This is a genomic window from Marilutibacter penaei, from assembly GCF_014145395.1.
Lineage (GTDB): Bacteria > Pseudomonadota > Gammaproteobacteria > Xanthomonadales > Xanthomonadaceae > Marilutibacter > Marilutibacter penaei.
This window is the reverse complement of record NZ_JACHTE010000005.1, coordinates 292,236-307,722: the sequence shown is the minus strand read 5'-3', so window position 1 is coordinate 307,722 and position 15,487 is coordinate 292,236. Positions and strand designations below refer to the sequence as shown.

Annotated in this window: 15 protein-coding genes; 7 read left to right on the top strand and 8 right to left on the bottom strand. The window is 63.9% G+C overall.

Annotation, left to right across the window (positions count from 1 at the left end):
• The first annotated feature begins 37 nt into the window (after positions 1 to 37).
• The gene (locus H4F99_RS08850; RefSeq protein WP_182669366.1) at positions 38 to 988 is read left to right on the top strand and encodes a Nudix family hydrolase; all 951 of its coding nucleotides are present in this window, start codon (positions 38 to 40) and stop codon (positions 986 to 988) included.
• Between the two features lie 25 nt (positions 989 to 1,013).
• On the opposite strand, the gene coaE is transcribed toward H4F99_RS08850, so the two are convergent.
• The 4 genes from coaE to pilB are packed head-to-tail and all read right to left on the bottom strand — an operon-like array spanning position 1,014 to position 5,499.
• Positions 1,014 to 1,625, bottom strand: coding sequence for a dephospho-CoA kinase (coaE, locus tag H4F99_RS08845; RefSeq protein ID WP_182669365.1), 612 nt, complete (start codon positions 1,623 to 1,625; stop codon positions 1,014 to 1,016).
• A 31-nt stretch (positions 1,626 to 1,656) separates the two neighbouring features.
• Positions 1,657 to 2,520 carry a prepilin peptidase gene (locus tag H4F99_RS08840; RefSeq protein ID WP_182669364.1) on the bottom strand — a complete coding sequence of 288 codons (864 nt, stop codon included), beginning with the start codon at positions 2,518 to 2,520 and terminating at the stop codon, positions 1,657 to 1,659.
• 3 nt (positions 2,521 to 2,523) lie between these two features.
• Positions 2,524 to 3,780, bottom strand: a complete 1,257-nt coding sequence (locus H4F99_RS08835) for a type II secretion system F family protein (protein WP_182669363.1) — start codon at positions 3,778 to 3,780, stop codon at positions 2,524 to 2,526.
• Between the two features lie 3 nt (positions 3,781 to 3,783).
• Positions 3,784 to 5,499 carry a type IV-A pilus assembly ATPase PilB gene (gene pilB, locus H4F99_RS08830; protein WP_182669362.1) on the bottom strand — a complete coding sequence of 572 codons (1,716 nt, stop codon included), beginning with the start codon at positions 5,497 to 5,499 and terminating at the stop codon, positions 3,784 to 3,786.
• A 123-nt stretch (positions 5,500 to 5,622) separates the two neighbouring features.
• Here pilB and H4F99_RS08825 point away from each other — a divergent pair, with 123 nt between their 5' ends.
• Genes H4F99_RS08825 through H4F99_RS08800 form a run of 6 tightly spaced genes read left to right on the top strand, consistent with a single transcriptional unit; the run spans position 5,623 to position 11,183 of the window.
• Positions 5,623 to 6,489, top strand: a complete 867-nt coding sequence (locus H4F99_RS08825) for a glycosyltransferase family 2 protein (RefSeq protein WP_182669361.1) — start codon at positions 5,623 to 5,625, stop codon at positions 6,487 to 6,489.
• Position 6,490: 1 nt separating this feature from the next.
• Positions 6,491 to 7,210, top strand: coding sequence for a class I SAM-dependent methyltransferase (locus tag H4F99_RS14625; protein WP_343064178.1), 720 nt, complete (start codon positions 6,491 to 6,493; stop codon positions 7,208 to 7,210).
• The gene (locus H4F99_RS08815; protein ID WP_182669359.1) at positions 7,207 to 8,346 is read left to right on the top strand and encodes a glycosyltransferase; all 1,140 of its coding nucleotides are present in this window, start codon (positions 7,207 to 7,209) and stop codon (positions 8,344 to 8,346) included. The genes H4F99_RS14625 and H4F99_RS08815 overlap by 4 nt, the downstream gene beginning before the upstream one ends.
• On the top strand, positions 8,343 to 9,320 hold the full coding sequence (locus tag H4F99_RS08810) for a lysylphosphatidylglycerol synthase domain-containing protein (protein WP_182669358.1): 978 nt from the start codon (positions 8,343 to 8,345) through the stop codon (positions 9,318 to 9,320). Before H4F99_RS08815 ends, H4F99_RS08810 begins: the two co-directional genes overlap by 4 nt.
• Positions 9,313 to 10,011, top strand: a complete 699-nt coding sequence (locus H4F99_RS08805) for a class I SAM-dependent methyltransferase (protein WP_182669357.1) — start codon at positions 9,313 to 9,315, stop codon at positions 10,009 to 10,011. The genes H4F99_RS08810 and H4F99_RS08805 overlap by 8 nt, the downstream gene beginning before the upstream one ends.
• The gene (locus H4F99_RS08800; protein WP_182669356.1) at positions 10,008 to 11,183 is read left to right on the top strand and encodes an ATP-grasp domain-containing protein; all 1,176 of its coding nucleotides are present in this window, start codon (positions 10,008 to 10,010) and stop codon (positions 11,181 to 11,183) included. Before H4F99_RS08805 ends, H4F99_RS08800 begins: the two co-directional genes overlap by 4 nt.
• 13 nt (positions 11,184 to 11,196) lie before the next feature.
• Here H4F99_RS08800 and H4F99_RS08795 read toward each other — a convergent pair whose 3' ends face one another.
• From H4F99_RS08795 to H4F99_RS08780, 4 genes are all read right to left on the bottom strand, one after another.
• Positions 11,197 to 12,360: a DegT/DnrJ/EryC1/StrS family aminotransferase gene (locus H4F99_RS08795; RefSeq protein ID WP_343064177.1), complete on the bottom strand. Its 1,164-nt coding sequence runs from the start codon at positions 12,358 to 12,360 to the stop codon at positions 11,197 to 11,199.
• A 28-nt stretch (positions 12,361 to 12,388) separates the two neighbouring features.
• A complete protein-coding gene (locus H4F99_RS08790) occupies positions 12,389 to 14,239 on the bottom strand; it encodes a hypothetical protein (protein WP_182669355.1) in 1,851 nt (616 codons plus the stop codon).
• Between the two features lie 97 nt (positions 14,240 to 14,336).
• The gene (locus H4F99_RS08785; RefSeq protein WP_182669354.1) at positions 14,337 to 14,750 is read right to left on the bottom strand and encodes a pilin; all 414 of its coding nucleotides are present in this window, start codon (positions 14,748 to 14,750) and stop codon (positions 14,337 to 14,339) included.
• A 141-nt stretch (positions 14,751 to 14,891) separates the two neighbouring features.
• Positions 14,892 to 15,320, bottom strand: coding sequence for a pilin (locus H4F99_RS08780; protein WP_182669353.1), 429 nt, complete (start codon positions 15,318 to 15,320; stop codon positions 14,892 to 14,894).
• Between the last annotated feature and the right edge of the window lie 167 nt (positions 15,321 to 15,487).

The window sequence follows — 15,487 nt, the reverse complement described above, 5'->3', positions numbered from 1 at the left end:
GGGGGGGGGAGTGGCACCGGCAGGGATGCGGCATGGCATGAGCAAGCGCCACGTGGACGTGGTGGCCGGCGTGCTCCGCGACGCGCGAGGTCGGGTCCTGTTGACCCGGCGTACCGAGGGCCGTGATTTCGCCGGTCGCTGGGAGTTCCCCGGCGGGAAGCGCAAGGCCAGTGAATCGCCCGACGAGGCGCTGGTCCGGGAACTGCGCGAGGAGCTGGGGATCGAGGCCCGCGTGGGCGCGCACGTCATCACCGTGCCGCAGGAATATCCCGACAAGCGCCTGCGCCTCGAAGTCCGCGAGATCGACGATTGGGACGGGGCGCCGCGCGGTCGCGAGCAGCAGGCGCTGGTCTGGGTGCCTCCGGAGAAGCTCGACCGGTACACCATGCCACCGGCCGACGTGCCGGTGGTGGCCGCGCTGGGCCAGCCCCCGCTTTACCTGGTGACGCCATTGCCCGGCGAAGACGACGGTCGCTGGCTGGCGGGGCTGGATGCCGCGCTGAAGACCGGCATCGAGCGCGTGCAGGTGCGGGTGCCGGGGCTGGCGCCCGAGCGGATCCGGGCACTGGCGTCGGCCGTGGCACGGCGCTGCCGCAAAGCCGGGGTGGAGTGCCTGCTCAACGGTGACATCGCACTGGCCCGGCTGCTCGGCACCGGCGTGCACTTGACTGCCGCCCAGCTGGGGGAGCTCGACGAACGCCCGTTGCCCGGGTCGGTGCCGGTCGGCGCCTCGTGCCATGACCTTGCCGAGCTGCGCCAGGCAGAGGCCCTGGGTTGCGATTTCGCCGTGCTCGGGACGGTGCGGGAAACGCCCAGCCATCCCGGTGTGGCCGGCATCGGCTGGGCAGGCTTTGCGCAGCTGCGCGAACAGGTCAGCCTGCCGATCTATGCGATCGGGGGCCTGGGGCTGGACGATCTCGATGAAGCGCGTCGCCACGGGGCCCAGGGCATCGCTGCGATCCGCAGCCTGTGGCCGATGACGGCCTGAATCCGCCCCGGTCCGCCCGCTCCGCTCAGACGCTGGCCAGCGCCCGGTAGCGGCGGTCCAGGGCCGCCACGTGTGCATCCAGCGCTTCAAGCGGCCCGTCGTTGACGAGCACGTCGTCGGCGATCGCCAGTCGCCCGGCACGATCGGACTGCGCCGCTATCATGCGCAGCGCCAGCGCCTCGTCCACGCCGTCGCGCGCCATCAGGCGCTCGCGTTGCACGGCTTCCGGCACGTCCACCACCAGGATGCGTGCCAGCCAGGGCCAAGTGGCACGTCCGCCGCCTTCCGCGAGCAGGGGGATCGCGGCGATCGCGTACGGACCGGTGGCTGCCAAGCAACGTTCCTGCATCCAGGTGCGGACCCGCGGGTGGATGATGGCCTCAAGGCGATGGCGGCTGTCCTCGTCGGCGAAGACGCGCTGGCGCATGGACGCGCGGTCCAACGCCCCGCTGCCGTCCAGAACCCCGGCGCCGAAAGCCGTCACGACTTCGGCCAGCCCATCGCTGCCTGGCGCAACGACTTCACGCGCGGCGACGTCGGCGTCAACGACCTCGACGCCGAGCGCCTCGAAGAGGCGGGTGACCGTGCTCTTGCCGGAGGCGACGCCCCCGGTGACGCCGATGATGGTGTCGCTCATGCGCGCATTGTCGCGCGATCCCGCGTGACGGTCAGCCCAGCCCGGAATAGCGCAGGTAGCCGCCTACGATGGGTTCGCCCCAGAAGAACACGATCCAGCCGGCGATCGCCAGGTAGGGACCGAAGGGGATCGGCGTCGCCCGATCCCGGCCCTTCATGGCCAGCCAGACCGAACCGATGATGGCGCCGACCAGGGAGGAGATCAGGATCGTGGGCAGGATGCCCTTCAAGCCCACCCATGCGCCGATGGCGGCGAGCAGCTTGAAATCGCCATGGCCCATGCCTTCCTTGCCGGTCAGTTGCTTGAAGATCCACCACACCGTCCACAGGCTGAGGTAGCCGCCCACGGCCCCCAGCAGGGCGGGCTTGGTCGGCATGTACAGGCTGTCCGCGCTGGCGATCAGGCCGAGCCACATCAGGGGCAGGGTGAGCTGGTCGGGCAGCAGCTGGGTGCGGAAATCGATGCCCGACAGCGCCACCAGGAAACAGCTGAACAGCGCCGCGCCAAAACCCTGCCAGCCGAACCCGAACTGCCACACGCTGGCGACCACGAGCAGCATGGTCACCAGCTCCACCAGCGGGTACTGGATGGAGATTTTCTCGCCGCAGCCCCGGCACTTGCCGCCCTGGATGGCCCAGCTCACGACCGGGACGTTCTCGTACCATCGGAGCTGGCGCTTGCACTTCGGGCAGTGGGAGCGCTCCACCACGATGCCGGGCGGTGGCGGGTCGTAATCCTCGGGCTCGCCCAGGATCTCGCGGCTGTCCCGCTTCCATTCCCACTCCAGCCGCTTGGGCAGGCGGAGGATCACCACGTTCAGGAAGCTGCCCACCAGCAGCCCCAGTCCGGCCACCAGCGGATACCCGATGGCCGGGTTCTGGTCGAGGAATGCCATGTGTCAGCCGACGGCTGCTGCCAGCTTGAAGATCGGCAGGTACATCGCGATGACCATGCCGCCCACCAGCACACCCAGGATGACCATGATCAGCGGCTCCAGCAGGCTGCTCAGCGCATCCACCGCATTGTTGACCTCTTCTTCGTAGAACTCGGCCACCTTGAACAGCATCGCATCCAGCGCACCGGCTTCCTCGCCGATCGCGACCATCTGGGTGACCATGTGGGGGAACACGTTCGTCTGCTTCATGGACATGTTGACCGTGTAACCCACCGCCACGTCATCGCGCATGCGCAGGACGGCACTCTCGTACACGCTGTTGCCGGTTGCGCCCGCCACCGTACCCAGAGCTTCAACGAGCGGCACACCCGCGGCGAATGTCACGGCAAGGGTGCGGGCGAAACGGGCGATCGCCGCGTTATGCATGATCTGGCCGACCACCGGCACCTTGAGCAGCATCCTGTCCACGAAACGGGCGAAGGCCGTGGACCGTTTCATCAGCATGACGAATGCCACGCCGGCGCCCACCACCGAAAGCAGGATCAGCCACCACCAGCTCACCATGAAGTCGCTGAACTTGATGATCAGCTTGGTAAACGCCGGCAGGTCGGCACCAAAGCCCTGGAAGACTTCCTCGAACTGCGGCACCACGAAGATCAAGAGGATGGAGCTGACGACGAGGGCCACCGCGATCACCATCGCGGGATAGAACAGGGCCTTCTTGATCTTGCCTTTCAGGCTTTCGACGTTCTCCTTGTACGTCGCCACGGTGTCCAGGACGGTCTCCAGTACACCGGCGCTCTCGCCGGCGCGGACCAGATTCCGGTAGAGCTCGTCGAACTGTACGGGGTGCTTGCTGATGGCCTCGTACAGGGAAGAGCCGCTTTCGATGTCGCTCCTGACCGTGTTGACCAGGTTCTTCATCCGGACGTTCTTCTGCCCCTGCGCGATTATCTCCATGGCGGTCACGATCGGGACGCCGGACTTCATCATCGTCGCGATCTGCCTGCTGAAGACCGCAATGTCCTTGGGGGTGATGCGACTGCCCGCGGCGCCGAACAGCGGCTTGGGCTTGGCCTTGACCACCTTCGGAGTGATGCCCTGCCTGCGCAGTTCAGCCCGTAGCATGTTGGCACTCTTGGCCGGCTGCTCCCCCTTCATCACCACGCCGCGCTTGTCGGTGCCTTCCCATACGAAAAGCTCCAGCGGGTTGGCGCGGCGGACGGTCTGGTTGGTCGTTGCGGTTCGGGTTGCGGACATGGTTTAGTCCTTGGTCACGCGGTTGATTTCGGAAAGACTGGTAACGCCGTTCTTGACCTTCAGCAGCGCGGACTGGCGAAGGTCGCGGATGCCCGACCTCTGCGCTGCCTCCGCGATCTGCAGTGCGTTGCCGCCCGCCAAGACGATCGTCTGGATTTCTTCGCTCATCGGCATCACCTGGTAGATGCCGGTCCGGCCCTTGTAGCCCTCGGTGCAGTCGGGGCAGCCGACGGCCTCGTAGATCTTCAGGCCTGCATCGATCTCTTCTTGCGAGAACCCCTCCGCGAGTAGCGCGTGGTCGGGCAGGTCCACCGGGCGCTTGCAATCGTGCAGCCGGCGCGCCAGTCGCTGGGCAATCACCAGCGTCACCGAAGAGGTGATGTTGAAGGGCGCGACGCCCATGTTCATCAGGCGGGCGATGGTCTGCGGGGCGTCGTTGGTATGCAGGGTGGAGAGCACCATGTGGCCGGTCTGGGCCGCCTTGATGCCGATCTCGGCGGTTTCCAGGTCGCGGATTTCGCCGACCATGATCACGTCCGGATCCTGACGCAGGAAGCTGCGCAACGCGGCCGCGAAGGTCATGCCGCGCTTGACGTTCATCTGCACCTGGTTGATGCCGGGCACGCGGATTTCGACCGGGTCCTCGACGGTGGAGATGTTGCGCGTTTCGTCGTTGAGGATGTTCAGCGCGGTGTACAGCGACACCGTCTTGCCGGAACCGGTCGGGCCGGTCACCAGCACCATGCCGTAGGGCTTGGCGATGGCGCTCAGGTACAGATCCTTCTGGTCGTCCTCGTACCCCAGCTTGTCGATGCCGAGCTTCGCGGCGCTGCCGTCGAGGATACGCAGCACGATCTTCTCGCCGAACAGCGTGGGCAGGGTGCTGACGCGGAAGTCGATCTGTTTGGTCTTGGACAGGTTCAGCTTGATGCGGCCGTCCTGCGGCACGCGCTTCTCGGCGATGTCCAGCTGGGACATGACCTTCAGGCGCGCCGCGATGCGGGCCTGCAGCTTCACCGGCACCTTCGCCGCCTGTTTCAGCAGGCCGTCGATGCGCTGGCGAACCCGGTACTCGGTTTCATAGGGTTCGAAGTGGATGTCAGAGGCGCCGCGGCGGATCGCATCCACAAGCACCTTGTTGACGAACTTGACCACCGGGGTGTCGTCGCCCTTGGCGTCGACACCGCTGTCGCCGATTTCATCGTCACTGCCACCGACCTCGAGGTTCTCCAGCCCTTCGTCATTGGCCCCCTCCATGACGTCCGCGTTGTCCAGCCAGCGGTCGAGGTTCCGGCGAATGGACTCGTCGTCGATCAGGACGGCGTCGACGGCCAGGTTCGTCCTGAACTTGATCTCATCGAGGGCATGGATGTTGGTGGGGTCCGCGATGCCGAGGAACAGCCGCCCGCCGCGTTTGTACAGCGGCAGCACGTTGTGCTTGCGGAGCATCTCTTCGGGCACGGTCCCGATGGCCGTCTGCGCCGGGTCCAGCGCGCCAGGGTCCAGCAGGGGCATGCCGAACTCCATCGAGTTCGCGGCGGCCAGCGCCTGCTGGCTGACCAGCCGTTTCTCGACCAGGTACAGGGACAAGGGCCGGTTGTCCGCCGTGGATGCGGCCATGGCTTCGCGGGCGGCGGCCTCGTCCAGGGCCCCGTCCATGACGAGCCGACGGGCAATACCCGTGATTCCCACCAGGTTGGCGGTCGAAACCGTATTCATCTGGCCCCCAGGCACTCTCCCCGGGACGACTTTACCGCAATCCCGGCATTTGGCGAACGGACGCAGCGCACCTTTCCGGAACGCCGTTTCAGGGTACTCTTTCGCTCGATGAAAGGGGGATGCATGCGCGTTACCGTGGTCTTGCCCGCAAAGAACGAATCCGCCGGCCTGGCCCGGACCCTGCCCGGGCTGGCCGCCACCGTGCCGGGGGCGGAGGTCATCGTGGTTGATGACGGATCCACCGATGATACGGCCGAGGTGGCCACGCGCCTGGGCGCGAGGGTGCTGTCATCCCCCTATTCGATGGGCAACGGCGCGGCGATCAAGCGGGGAGCGCGTGCGGCCGGGGGCGACGTCATCGTCTTCATGGACGGCGATGGCCAGCACGATCCGGCGCATATCCCGCTGCTGCTGGAGCAGATCGAGGCAGGCTACGACCTGGTCGTGGGCGCGCGGGACGGCAGTGGCCAGGCGAACCTGCACCGGGGACTGGCGAACCGGTTCTACAACACGCTCGCCAGCTGGATGACCGGGCACAAGGTCATGGACCTCACGTCGGGCTTCCGCGCGGTGCGCGCGGATCGCTTCCGGGAGTTCCTACACCTGCTCCCGAACGGCTTCAGCTACCCCACGACCAGCACGATGGCGTTCTTCCGCAGTGCCTACCCAGTGACGTACGTACCCATTCCCGTTGCCAAGCGGGTCGGCACCGGCAGTCACATACGCCCGCTTCGCGACGGGGTGCGTTTCCTGCTGATCATCTTCCGGATCGCGACGCTGTACTCACCCTTGAAACTGTTCGCCCCTGCGGCGGCGGCGTTTTTCCTGCTGGGCGCGGGTTACTACGCCTGGACGTTTGCGACGATGGGGCGGTTCACCAACATGAGCGCCCTGCTGTTCAGCGCTGCGGTGATCATCTTCCTGATCGGGCTCGTAAGCGAGCAGATCACCGGATTGACCTACCTGGCGGCACGCCGGGACGAGGAGTGAGGTGGCTTCCCGCTTGAACCGTTGGGTGCGGCGCCTGAAGGCGACCCCACTGCATCCGCAATGGTTGCTCCGTGGTACCGAAGAACTCCGGGGATTGCTGGCTACACTGCCACCTGGCCGCGTACTGGACATTGGGTGCGCGGATCGCTGGGTAGAGCGGTGTTTGCCGCGCGACTGCACGTACTTGGGACTGGACTACCCCGCGACGGGAAGAGAACTGTACGGGGCACGTCCGACACTGTATGCGGATGCTTCGAGACTGCCCATTGCCGACGCGAGCGTGGACTCCGTGGTGATGTTGGAGGTCCTCGAGCATCTGCGATGTCCTCGGGAGTCATGTGCTGAGGCGGCACGCGTGCTGCGTCCTGGTGGCATTCTGCTTTTGAGCATGCCTTTCCTTTACCCGATCCATGATGCACCCCACGACTATCAACGCTACACCCGGCATGGGCTGGAACGTGAACTCCGGGCGGCGGGGTTCATCCTCAAGGCGACCACGCCGGGCCTGGGTGCGCTGGAGACGGCAGGCCTTCTTGCCTCTTTGTCGCTGGGAGGGGTCGCGCGTGAGGCGTTGAGGCGCCGGTCTCCCGCCGTCCTGCTGTTGCCGCTCCTTGTCTGTGCGGTGCCGGTGGTGAACCTGCTTGCCTGGATCGGAGGGAAATGCTGCCCGGACTGGGACGCGATGACCAGTGGCTACACCGTGTTGGCGAGTCGCGGATGACCCTCGGTCCGGGTGCAATTGTCCTGGTGACCACGTCGTTTCCCATCCGGGGGGACGGGCGCGAGGCCGCGGGCTCTTTCGTATCGGATCTCGCCGAGCTCCTGGGGGAGCGGGTCAGCGTGAAGGTCGTGGCTCCGGGCGAAAGAGAATGCATCGAAACCTGGTCTCCGGGTGTCGAGGTATTCCGCTTTCGCGCGCCGGACAAGCCGCTTTCCACGCTGAGTTTCATGTCCTTCAGGGATCTGGTGGCGGCCTTCCGGGTCATGCGTTCCGGGTCACGGGTGACCGAGCGGGCGGTGACTTCCGGTCCGACGGCTCATGTGCTGGCCCTTTGGGCCCTGCCGTGCGGCTATTGGGCCAAGCGCTGCTCTGGGAAGCACGCGGTTCCGTACTCGACCTGGACTCTCGGAAGCGACATCTGGTCGCTGGGACGCGTGCCGGTAGTCCGGTGGTTTCTCAGGCTCGTCCTCAGGCAGGGACGCTACTGCTTCTCTGACGGGCTTGGGTTGGCGCAGGAAACGCAGAAGCTGGCAGATCGCGAGGTGATTTTCCTCCCCAGCACCCGGCGGATCCTCAGCCAACCGGCATCCCGTACCGGCGGCGCCCCTTTCGTGCTGACGTTCCTGGGGCGTTGGCACGCCAACAAGGGCGTCGACATTCTTCTTGAGGCCTTGGGCTTGTTGTCCGATGAGGACTGGAATCGCATCGAGTCGGTTCGCATCAATGGAGGTGGCCCGATGGAGGCGACCGTGCGCCGAAGGGTTTCCGACCTTCAGGGTGCGGGGAGGCCGGTACATGCAGGAGGGTTCCTCGACAAGCAGGCTGCAGAGGCGTCGATCAACGACGCGGACTATTTGCTCATTCCTTCCCGCATCGAGAGCATTCCCCTGGTGTTTTCCGATGCAATGAAGCTTCGTTGCCCCGTGGTCGCAATGCCGGTCGGCGACTTGCCTGCGCTGGTGGGCCAGGGTGTCGGCGAACTGGCGGTGGACGTAACAGCGCGGGCATTCTCGGACGCCATCTCCAGAATCCTTAGAAGGAACCCCGTCTCGTTCCAGCCTGCCATGGAGTGTATGGCGGCGCGTTTTGACGTCGACGTCGCGGCTCGCAGTCTCCTTGGGAAGCTGCTCGGATGAGCAATGATCAAAGCACCCCGCAGGTTCGCCTCAAGGACATGATCGGGCAGGATCGAGGTCGCCGGGGCTCCCCCACGAGACGGCCAAGGCCCTTGTGGCTGCGGATCGTCTCGCTGTGCCTGGTCATCGTGACGCTGCTGTGGGCAGCGTGGCTGTTGAACGGCGCGTGGGGACGAATCGCGGGCTTCGTCTGGAGTATCCAGCCTGGATACGGGCTCGGGAGCTTCTTACTCCTGCTCTTGAGCTTGCTGCTTTCCTTCGCGGCTTTCCGTGAGATCATGGAGAGCGCTTCGGGCCGCTCCCTTGGATTCTACGCTCTGGGCGGGTTCCACTTCGCGGGTCAACTGATGAAGCACATACCCGGGCGCTTCCTGGGCGTGGCCTATCAGGCCACCAATGCCGCACATCTGGCCTCGCCTGGCCAGTGGGTCGCGGCGAACCTCGCGTTCATGGGGCTGACCATCTGGATGTCGTTGCTCGTGGCCGTCATCCTTATCCTGGGCGTCGGCCCGGACCGTCCGATGGTGGTGCAATCGGCCTTGCTGTTGCTGTTGCTTGGCCCCGGACCCGCGTACCTGCTGCTGGCGCGCCTGCGGCGGAAAGGGATGGCTGGGTGGGTGAACCATCTCCATCGCACGACGCGCAGTCCAAGGTTTTGGAAGGCGATCCTGTACATGGCGACCTCCTGGGCGGTGTACGTCAGCGCGTGGTTGGCTTTCTCGCTCGCGAGCGACGACGTATCGACGGAAGGCGCGTTGAGATTGTGTGCCTTCTACTCGATCTCCTGGGTCGTCGGCTTCGTTGCGCTGGTGACGCCCTCCGGGCTGGGTGTCCGGGAACTCACGTTCGCGGCCTTTGCCACCGGCTTTCCGGATCCGGTGGTCGCGGGTATCGCCGTTCTGGTTCGCGCCGCCATGCTTGCCGGGGACCTTTTGTTGGGCGTTTTGTTCCTGCCAGGGGTGCGGAATGGATAAGGGGAGCGTGCCGGTATTCGACGATGCCGGGATCAATATCTTCGACCCACATGACAGCGCGGGTCGAAAGACTGCGTACATCAGCCTCCTGCAGTTGGATGCGATCCGGTCGGTGCTCGGTCGGACGGGCGGGGTCGCGGTGGATGTCGGGTGCGGCTATGGCAGGATGACCGCCCGCCTCGCAGAGCTGGGATTCGACTCCCTAGTAGGCATCGATCCGTCCCAGCGGGTCATCGAAGCCGCCCGGGCGCTTTTCCCGACGCCTGATTTCCGCGTGGGGGCGTTGCCCGACCTGCCGTTGGAGCATGGCTCGGTTTCCTGCGCTTTCCTGCTGAACGTCATGCGTTCGCTACATCTGATGGGGGTGGCAGGCATAGCCGAGTCCGTCGCCAGATATGTTGAGCCGGGGGGGCACGTGGTCGTCATCGATAACCTGAGGCGTGGCGACGCTCGCTACATGCGCGAAGAAGACTTGACGGGGATATTCGCGCGAGGCGGACTTGAGCTGGCGAGCAGGCGGGCGATACGAGGCGCGCGCTGGCCCTGGATCTATCTGGTCCGCTACGGCCTCATTCCGACAAGCGCCTTTCCCATGCTGTCCAGGTTGGAGCGACGGCTGATGGAGCGGTTCGCCGGACCCTTCTCATGGCAATACGCCAATTATCTTTGGGTTTTCACCAAACGCTCATGAGCACGCCCACCGTGATCGTGTCCGGTGGTGCGGAGGCGGTATCGTTGGCCGTCGTCGAGCGATGCGTGTCCCTGGACGGGTATGCCTTCGTCTACGCGCTGGGTTCGAGCTCCTTGCTGGCGGGAGTGCCGCGGTGCGAAGTGCACTTTGCGCCTGCGGGGCCGCGCGAAGCTGTACTCGAGGATCTCGAAGGCCTGCTACGTTCGCGCTTCGGCACTTCCGGTGTACTGGCTATCGCAACGGAAGACGACTCTTTGGGCATTCTCGTCGATGCGATGGAAGCACGAGGGCAGGACCTCCGGCTCTCCCGTTGCAGAGCGCTGTCCAAGGGCGGGCTGGACAAGGCAGAGGTATTCCAGTTCCTGCAGCGCGAAGAGCTTGGTCGCTTTCTTGCCGTGACGCAGGAAGTTAGATGTCTCGACGATCTTGAGAGGGTGGCTGACACTCTTGGCCCGCGGTTTGTGCTGAAGCCCGTTCACAAGCCATGGGGCGACACGCTACCCGGCGGTGTGAAGCTGTTTCGCGAACACGATCTTCAACTCGCCCGGGTCCGACAGCTGCTGCGAACCGAGTTCGAACGTGGCCAGACTTGGGTCGCGCAGCCTCTCCTGCAACCCATTAGCGGAGGCGAGCGAAGTGCCTGTGTCGTTCGCGACGCGAGCGGACAGTATCGTTACGCGGAGGTGATAGAGCGGATGAAGTTCCCTGGGAAGGGAGGGAGTGCGTGCTGGGTGGAGACGTGCCCGGGGTCCGAAGTGCTCAGGGAGGCTACCGAATCGATCGTCGGCGCGTTGGATCTGGTCGGGGTGGCTGAGCTTTCCTTTCTCGCAGATGCAGACGGAAACCCGAAGCTCCTCGAACTGAACCCGCGCCCATGGCTTCAGATCGAACTATTGCAGGCCTCCGGCTTCGACGTGCTGTCGGACATGCGGGCAGTGGTCTTGGGAGGCGCGCTGCAGGGGGCGGACACTGATGTCGCCGTCCATTCCTGGATCAGTCTGGAGCGGTTCCTCCTGAAGCTTCTCAAAGGAGACGGAGTGCCCAGGCGAGAGACGCTGAAGGCGCTTGCGCTCGCCGTCCGAAAGAAGCCCATGGTGTCGGTGTGGTCGTGCTCGCTTCCCGGGGTCCGGGCGCGATGGCTCAGGCGGTGCGTAGCGAGGTTTGTCTCCTGAACAGCGCGTGGAACTATCCGCCAGTCAAGCAATTTTCCGTGGCTCTGCAAACACGTGCTATGTCGTGTTCCGTCAACTTGGGGGACAAGGGGAGGCTGGCCGTCGTACGTCCCAGCCGCATAGCATGGGGCCATTGCTCGGGCCTCCAGCCGAATCGCTCCTGGTAGACGGGATGCTCCGCCAACGATAGGTAATGAACACCTGTCCCGATGCCGGCTTCATGCATGGCCTCAAGGAAACGGTCACGCGTGATACCGCTCGCTTCCGGGTCAATCAGGAGATTGAACAGGTGGCGGGCGTGTTTCGTCTCAGGTGCGGCAGGCGCGGGTAGGGTCACCGGGAGGTGCGCCAGCGCGGTCTCGTACACGGACCAGATCGCTTGCCTCCGCTGCCAGCTCGCCTCGACGCGCGCGAGCTGATGGATCCCGATCGCCGCCTGGAGGTCCATCATGTTGTACTTGAAGCCGCTCTCAACGACTTGGTAATGCTTGTAGCCCGAGTCGCTGAAACGATGCCACGCATCCTTGCTCATGCCATGGAGTGAAAGCACTTTGGCTCGTGCGATGCGGGATGCGTCGCGTCCAAGGACCATGCCGCCTTCGCCGGTGGCGACGTTCTTGGTGACATAGAAGCTGAAGCATCCAAAATCGCCGAACGTGCCCGCCTTCCGTCCCTTGTACTCCGTTTCAATGGCGTGCGCGCAGTCTTCAATCAGGGCAAGTCCATGTCGCTCCGCGATGGCCGTGATGCGATCCATCTCGCAAGGGCGACCCGCGAAGTGCACCGGCAGGATTGCGCTGGTGCGTGGCGTTATGGCGGCTTCGATCGCCGCCGGGTCGATGTTCTGGGTGACGGGATCGACGTCCGCCAGCACCGGCACGAGACCTGCGTGGATGATGGCATTGGCGGTGGCGCAGAACGTCAGTGGCGTGGTAATGACCTCGCTGCCGGGCTCCAGTTCGAGTGCCAACATGGCGATATGCAGAGCCGCGGTACAGGAGTTGAGGCCGGCGACCTGCGAAGCGTCGACGCCCTTGTACCCCGCGAAGGCAGCTTCGAACCTTGCCACCCGCGGCCCGGTCCCTAGCCATCCCGAACGAAGGCATGCGCTGACTTCGTTGATCTCTTCGTCGTGTATATCAGGTGCGGCGAACACGATATAGGGGGAGTTGATCACGGCTTCTGGCCTGTTAGTGAGGTTCGGATCAATCTGCCAGCCTCAGCGCCGCGGCTTTCGCCTCAACGGCTTGGGCCTCCTGGTTATGCCCGTCAGCCCGGAGGGCAGAAGCGAGTCGCTCTGCATAATGCCGGTCGTCTTTCTCCGCCTCGACCGCACTTGCAAACAGGCGCGCGGCGAGGTCGTGATCTTCGAGCCGGGTCAGCGCGTGATTCGCAAACATCGCATACATGCCCGCGGGCAACTGGCTCCGGTTCGCCATCGCCTCGTAAGCCGCTGCCAGATGCTCATCGTCCAATGCCATCCCCCGCGCACGGGCTGTGAGGAGCCCGGACATGGCGTAGTGGTCCTGCGGACTGATGGTGCCAGTGGAAAGTTTACTTTCGAGGGTGGCCCACCATGCCTCCGGTACGGGTCGCCCTTGGCCTGCGGCAAGCATGATGGCGCCCTGGATGGGAAGGGAAGACGCAGACGCTAAGCCTGCTCCCCGATGGAACTCGGTCATTGCGAGACTGTAGAACGGGGATTCTGGATCTCCGCCGGCGAGCATCTCGTACTTCTCTGCCAAGTCGACGCTGGCGCGCGCTGATCGAGGGTTTGCGTTGGCCAACTCCATCGCAAGATTAAGTGGGTTTCCCCACGTAGCGCTACGTACCAGCGTCAAAGCGAACAAGAAGGTACAGATGCCGCCAATGGCCACGTACTTCAGCGCAGGCCCGTCACGCATGGGGATGCGCCGGACGATGTCGGCCAATGCAAGGAGAGCACCCAGCAAAGCAAAATAGTTGCGATGCTCAAATGCGTGCTCGAGCGGGAACACGTTGCTCGTGATTGCATGCGCCGCGAAAAACCAGAGCACCCCGAGTGACACGATCGGCGCCTTGCGTCGAACGAAAAAGGCAACGAATGCAAGCGAGAGAAGCAGGCAGGCTCCCAGAGCCGTGCTCGGCGGCGATAGCAGTCCCGTGGAAACAATAATGTCGTCGTAGTAAAACGTAAGCTGGTCTGGGCGCGGGAACAGGACTTGGCCCAGGTACATGGGGAGCACCCGCATCTGGGTCATGAGGCGCTCAGAGGCAGAGAAGTCTCGAAGAGCGTAGCTATCGCCAGTCAGGTAGTGAGGCAGGACAACGAGGAGATAGACGCCCAACGCGAGTGAGACCGCGACAGCATAGGTTCGCTTGAGGAGACGTTCACTTGCAGAGGAACTCGCACGGAAGCGGAAGATTGCGATCTCAAGTGAAAGGGTGTACGCCGGCAACAGTGCGGCACTTTCCTTGCTAGCGAGCCCCAACAGCATCAGAGGCAGGCAGGCAGCAAACCAGAAAGCGCTGGGTCTATCAGAAAGCTGATTGCGCCGGGCCTTGACGTAGCAAGCGAGCGCCAGCAGCACGAACAACAGTGAAAGCGTTTCCATGCGTTGTACGACGTACAACACAGGAGAGACCTGCAAGGGGTGTACTGCCCAGATGAAAGCGATGACGGCGGCCGCTTGTTTCGGCCAGTTCTCGCCTTCCTCGGACCGGATACCCAGCAACTGCCTGAGGAGGATCCAGACGATCAGGGTATTCAGGACATGTATGCACAGTCCTGTCAGTTTGTACCCCCAAGGGTCGGTCCCATCCGCCAGATAGTTCAATGCCAAGGAGATGGTGGCGAGTGGGCGGCCGTAGTACCCCTGACTGAACGAGCCTGCCGCTCTCTGGATGGCTTCCCAGGAAAGCGAGTCGATATGGATTCCGGGGTTGCTGACGATGGTGGGGTAGTCATCGAAGATGAAACGCCCACTCAAGCCCGGCCAAAACGCTGCCGCGACAAGCATCGTAATGGGCACCATCATTACCCAAGCGGGCCATGCCTGCCAGGCTTTCCACTTCACATTGATAATTCCTACTGGTCGAGCCGAATACCGGCTTCTACCACCTTACACGGGAGAGGTGGAGTGCCTGCCTGATGCATGAAGCTGCCGGGAGCGGTCATTGGCACCCTGTGGGCTTGTGTTTGTTCTCGATGGCAGCCGATACGTCGCATGTCCACGCGCCGCTCGTGTTGCGTGTCAGTTGAATGGTCTCGCCGGCCACTTTGGGTGTGCCGACGACCACGCAACGAATGTAGCCACTCCCGTCACCGTTCACTTGCGACGTCAATGGATTGCAGCGGGGCGTCGGGGACTTGAGCCCGATCTCATCCAGAGTGAAGGTCGTCTTGTTCTGAGCGACGACCTGGGACTCGAAAGGACTGCGGCCGCCGCTGATGTCGCTCAAACCAGCGCTGAGTTGCGAGCGGGCGACGTAGTCCTGGTAAAGGGGTATCGCAATTGCCGCCAGGATCGAAATGATGGACACGACGATCATCAGCTCGATCAAGGTGAAACCCTTTGCTTGCTTCATGTCCATTCCCCCTGTGGCTGTCTGCCCGGAATGTCCTGCTTGGGCTTGAGTCGGTTTTGTCCGGAAACGAGCCGGGTTGCTAAAGTCTTCGTCAGAAAAAAGGGCGAGCTACCGCCCGCCCTTTCTCCCGTTCACTAGCGATTACAGCGTGCGCGCACAACCCTGCGGAACGTACTTTTCGTCCATGCCGCCGGAGACTTCACACTCCCAAGCGCCCGACGTGTTGCGGGTCAGCTGGACGGCGTACGGAGCCACCTTCGGGTTGCCTTCCAGATTGCAGTTGATGGTACCCACGCCGGTGGTGGCGCTACCGTTCACGGTGATGGCGCTGCAGCGCGCGGTGTTGGCCTGAAGGCCGATTTCTGCAGCGGTGTTGAACGTGGTCGGGCTGCCCTTGTTGATGATTTCTTCGGCAGCGGTCACGCCGCCACGGATGTCGGCCAGACCAGCGGTGACCTGCGAGCGGGCCACGTAGTCCTGGTAAGCCGGCAGAGCGATGGCGGCCAGGATGGCGATGATCGCGACGACGATCATCAGTTCGATCAGGGTAAAGCCTTGCTGCTTCTTCATGGTGTATCCCCTAGGAGTTGTTGATATCACGTGCCTGCCGGCCCGGGTCCCCGGTCCATCGGCTTGCCGTGCGTGCTGCACGTGCAGGGGAATAGACGCAAGGGCCGTGCCAAGTCGATGAACGTGGGCTGTATCACGCTTGGAATGCCTGAATGGCCGGGATTCGT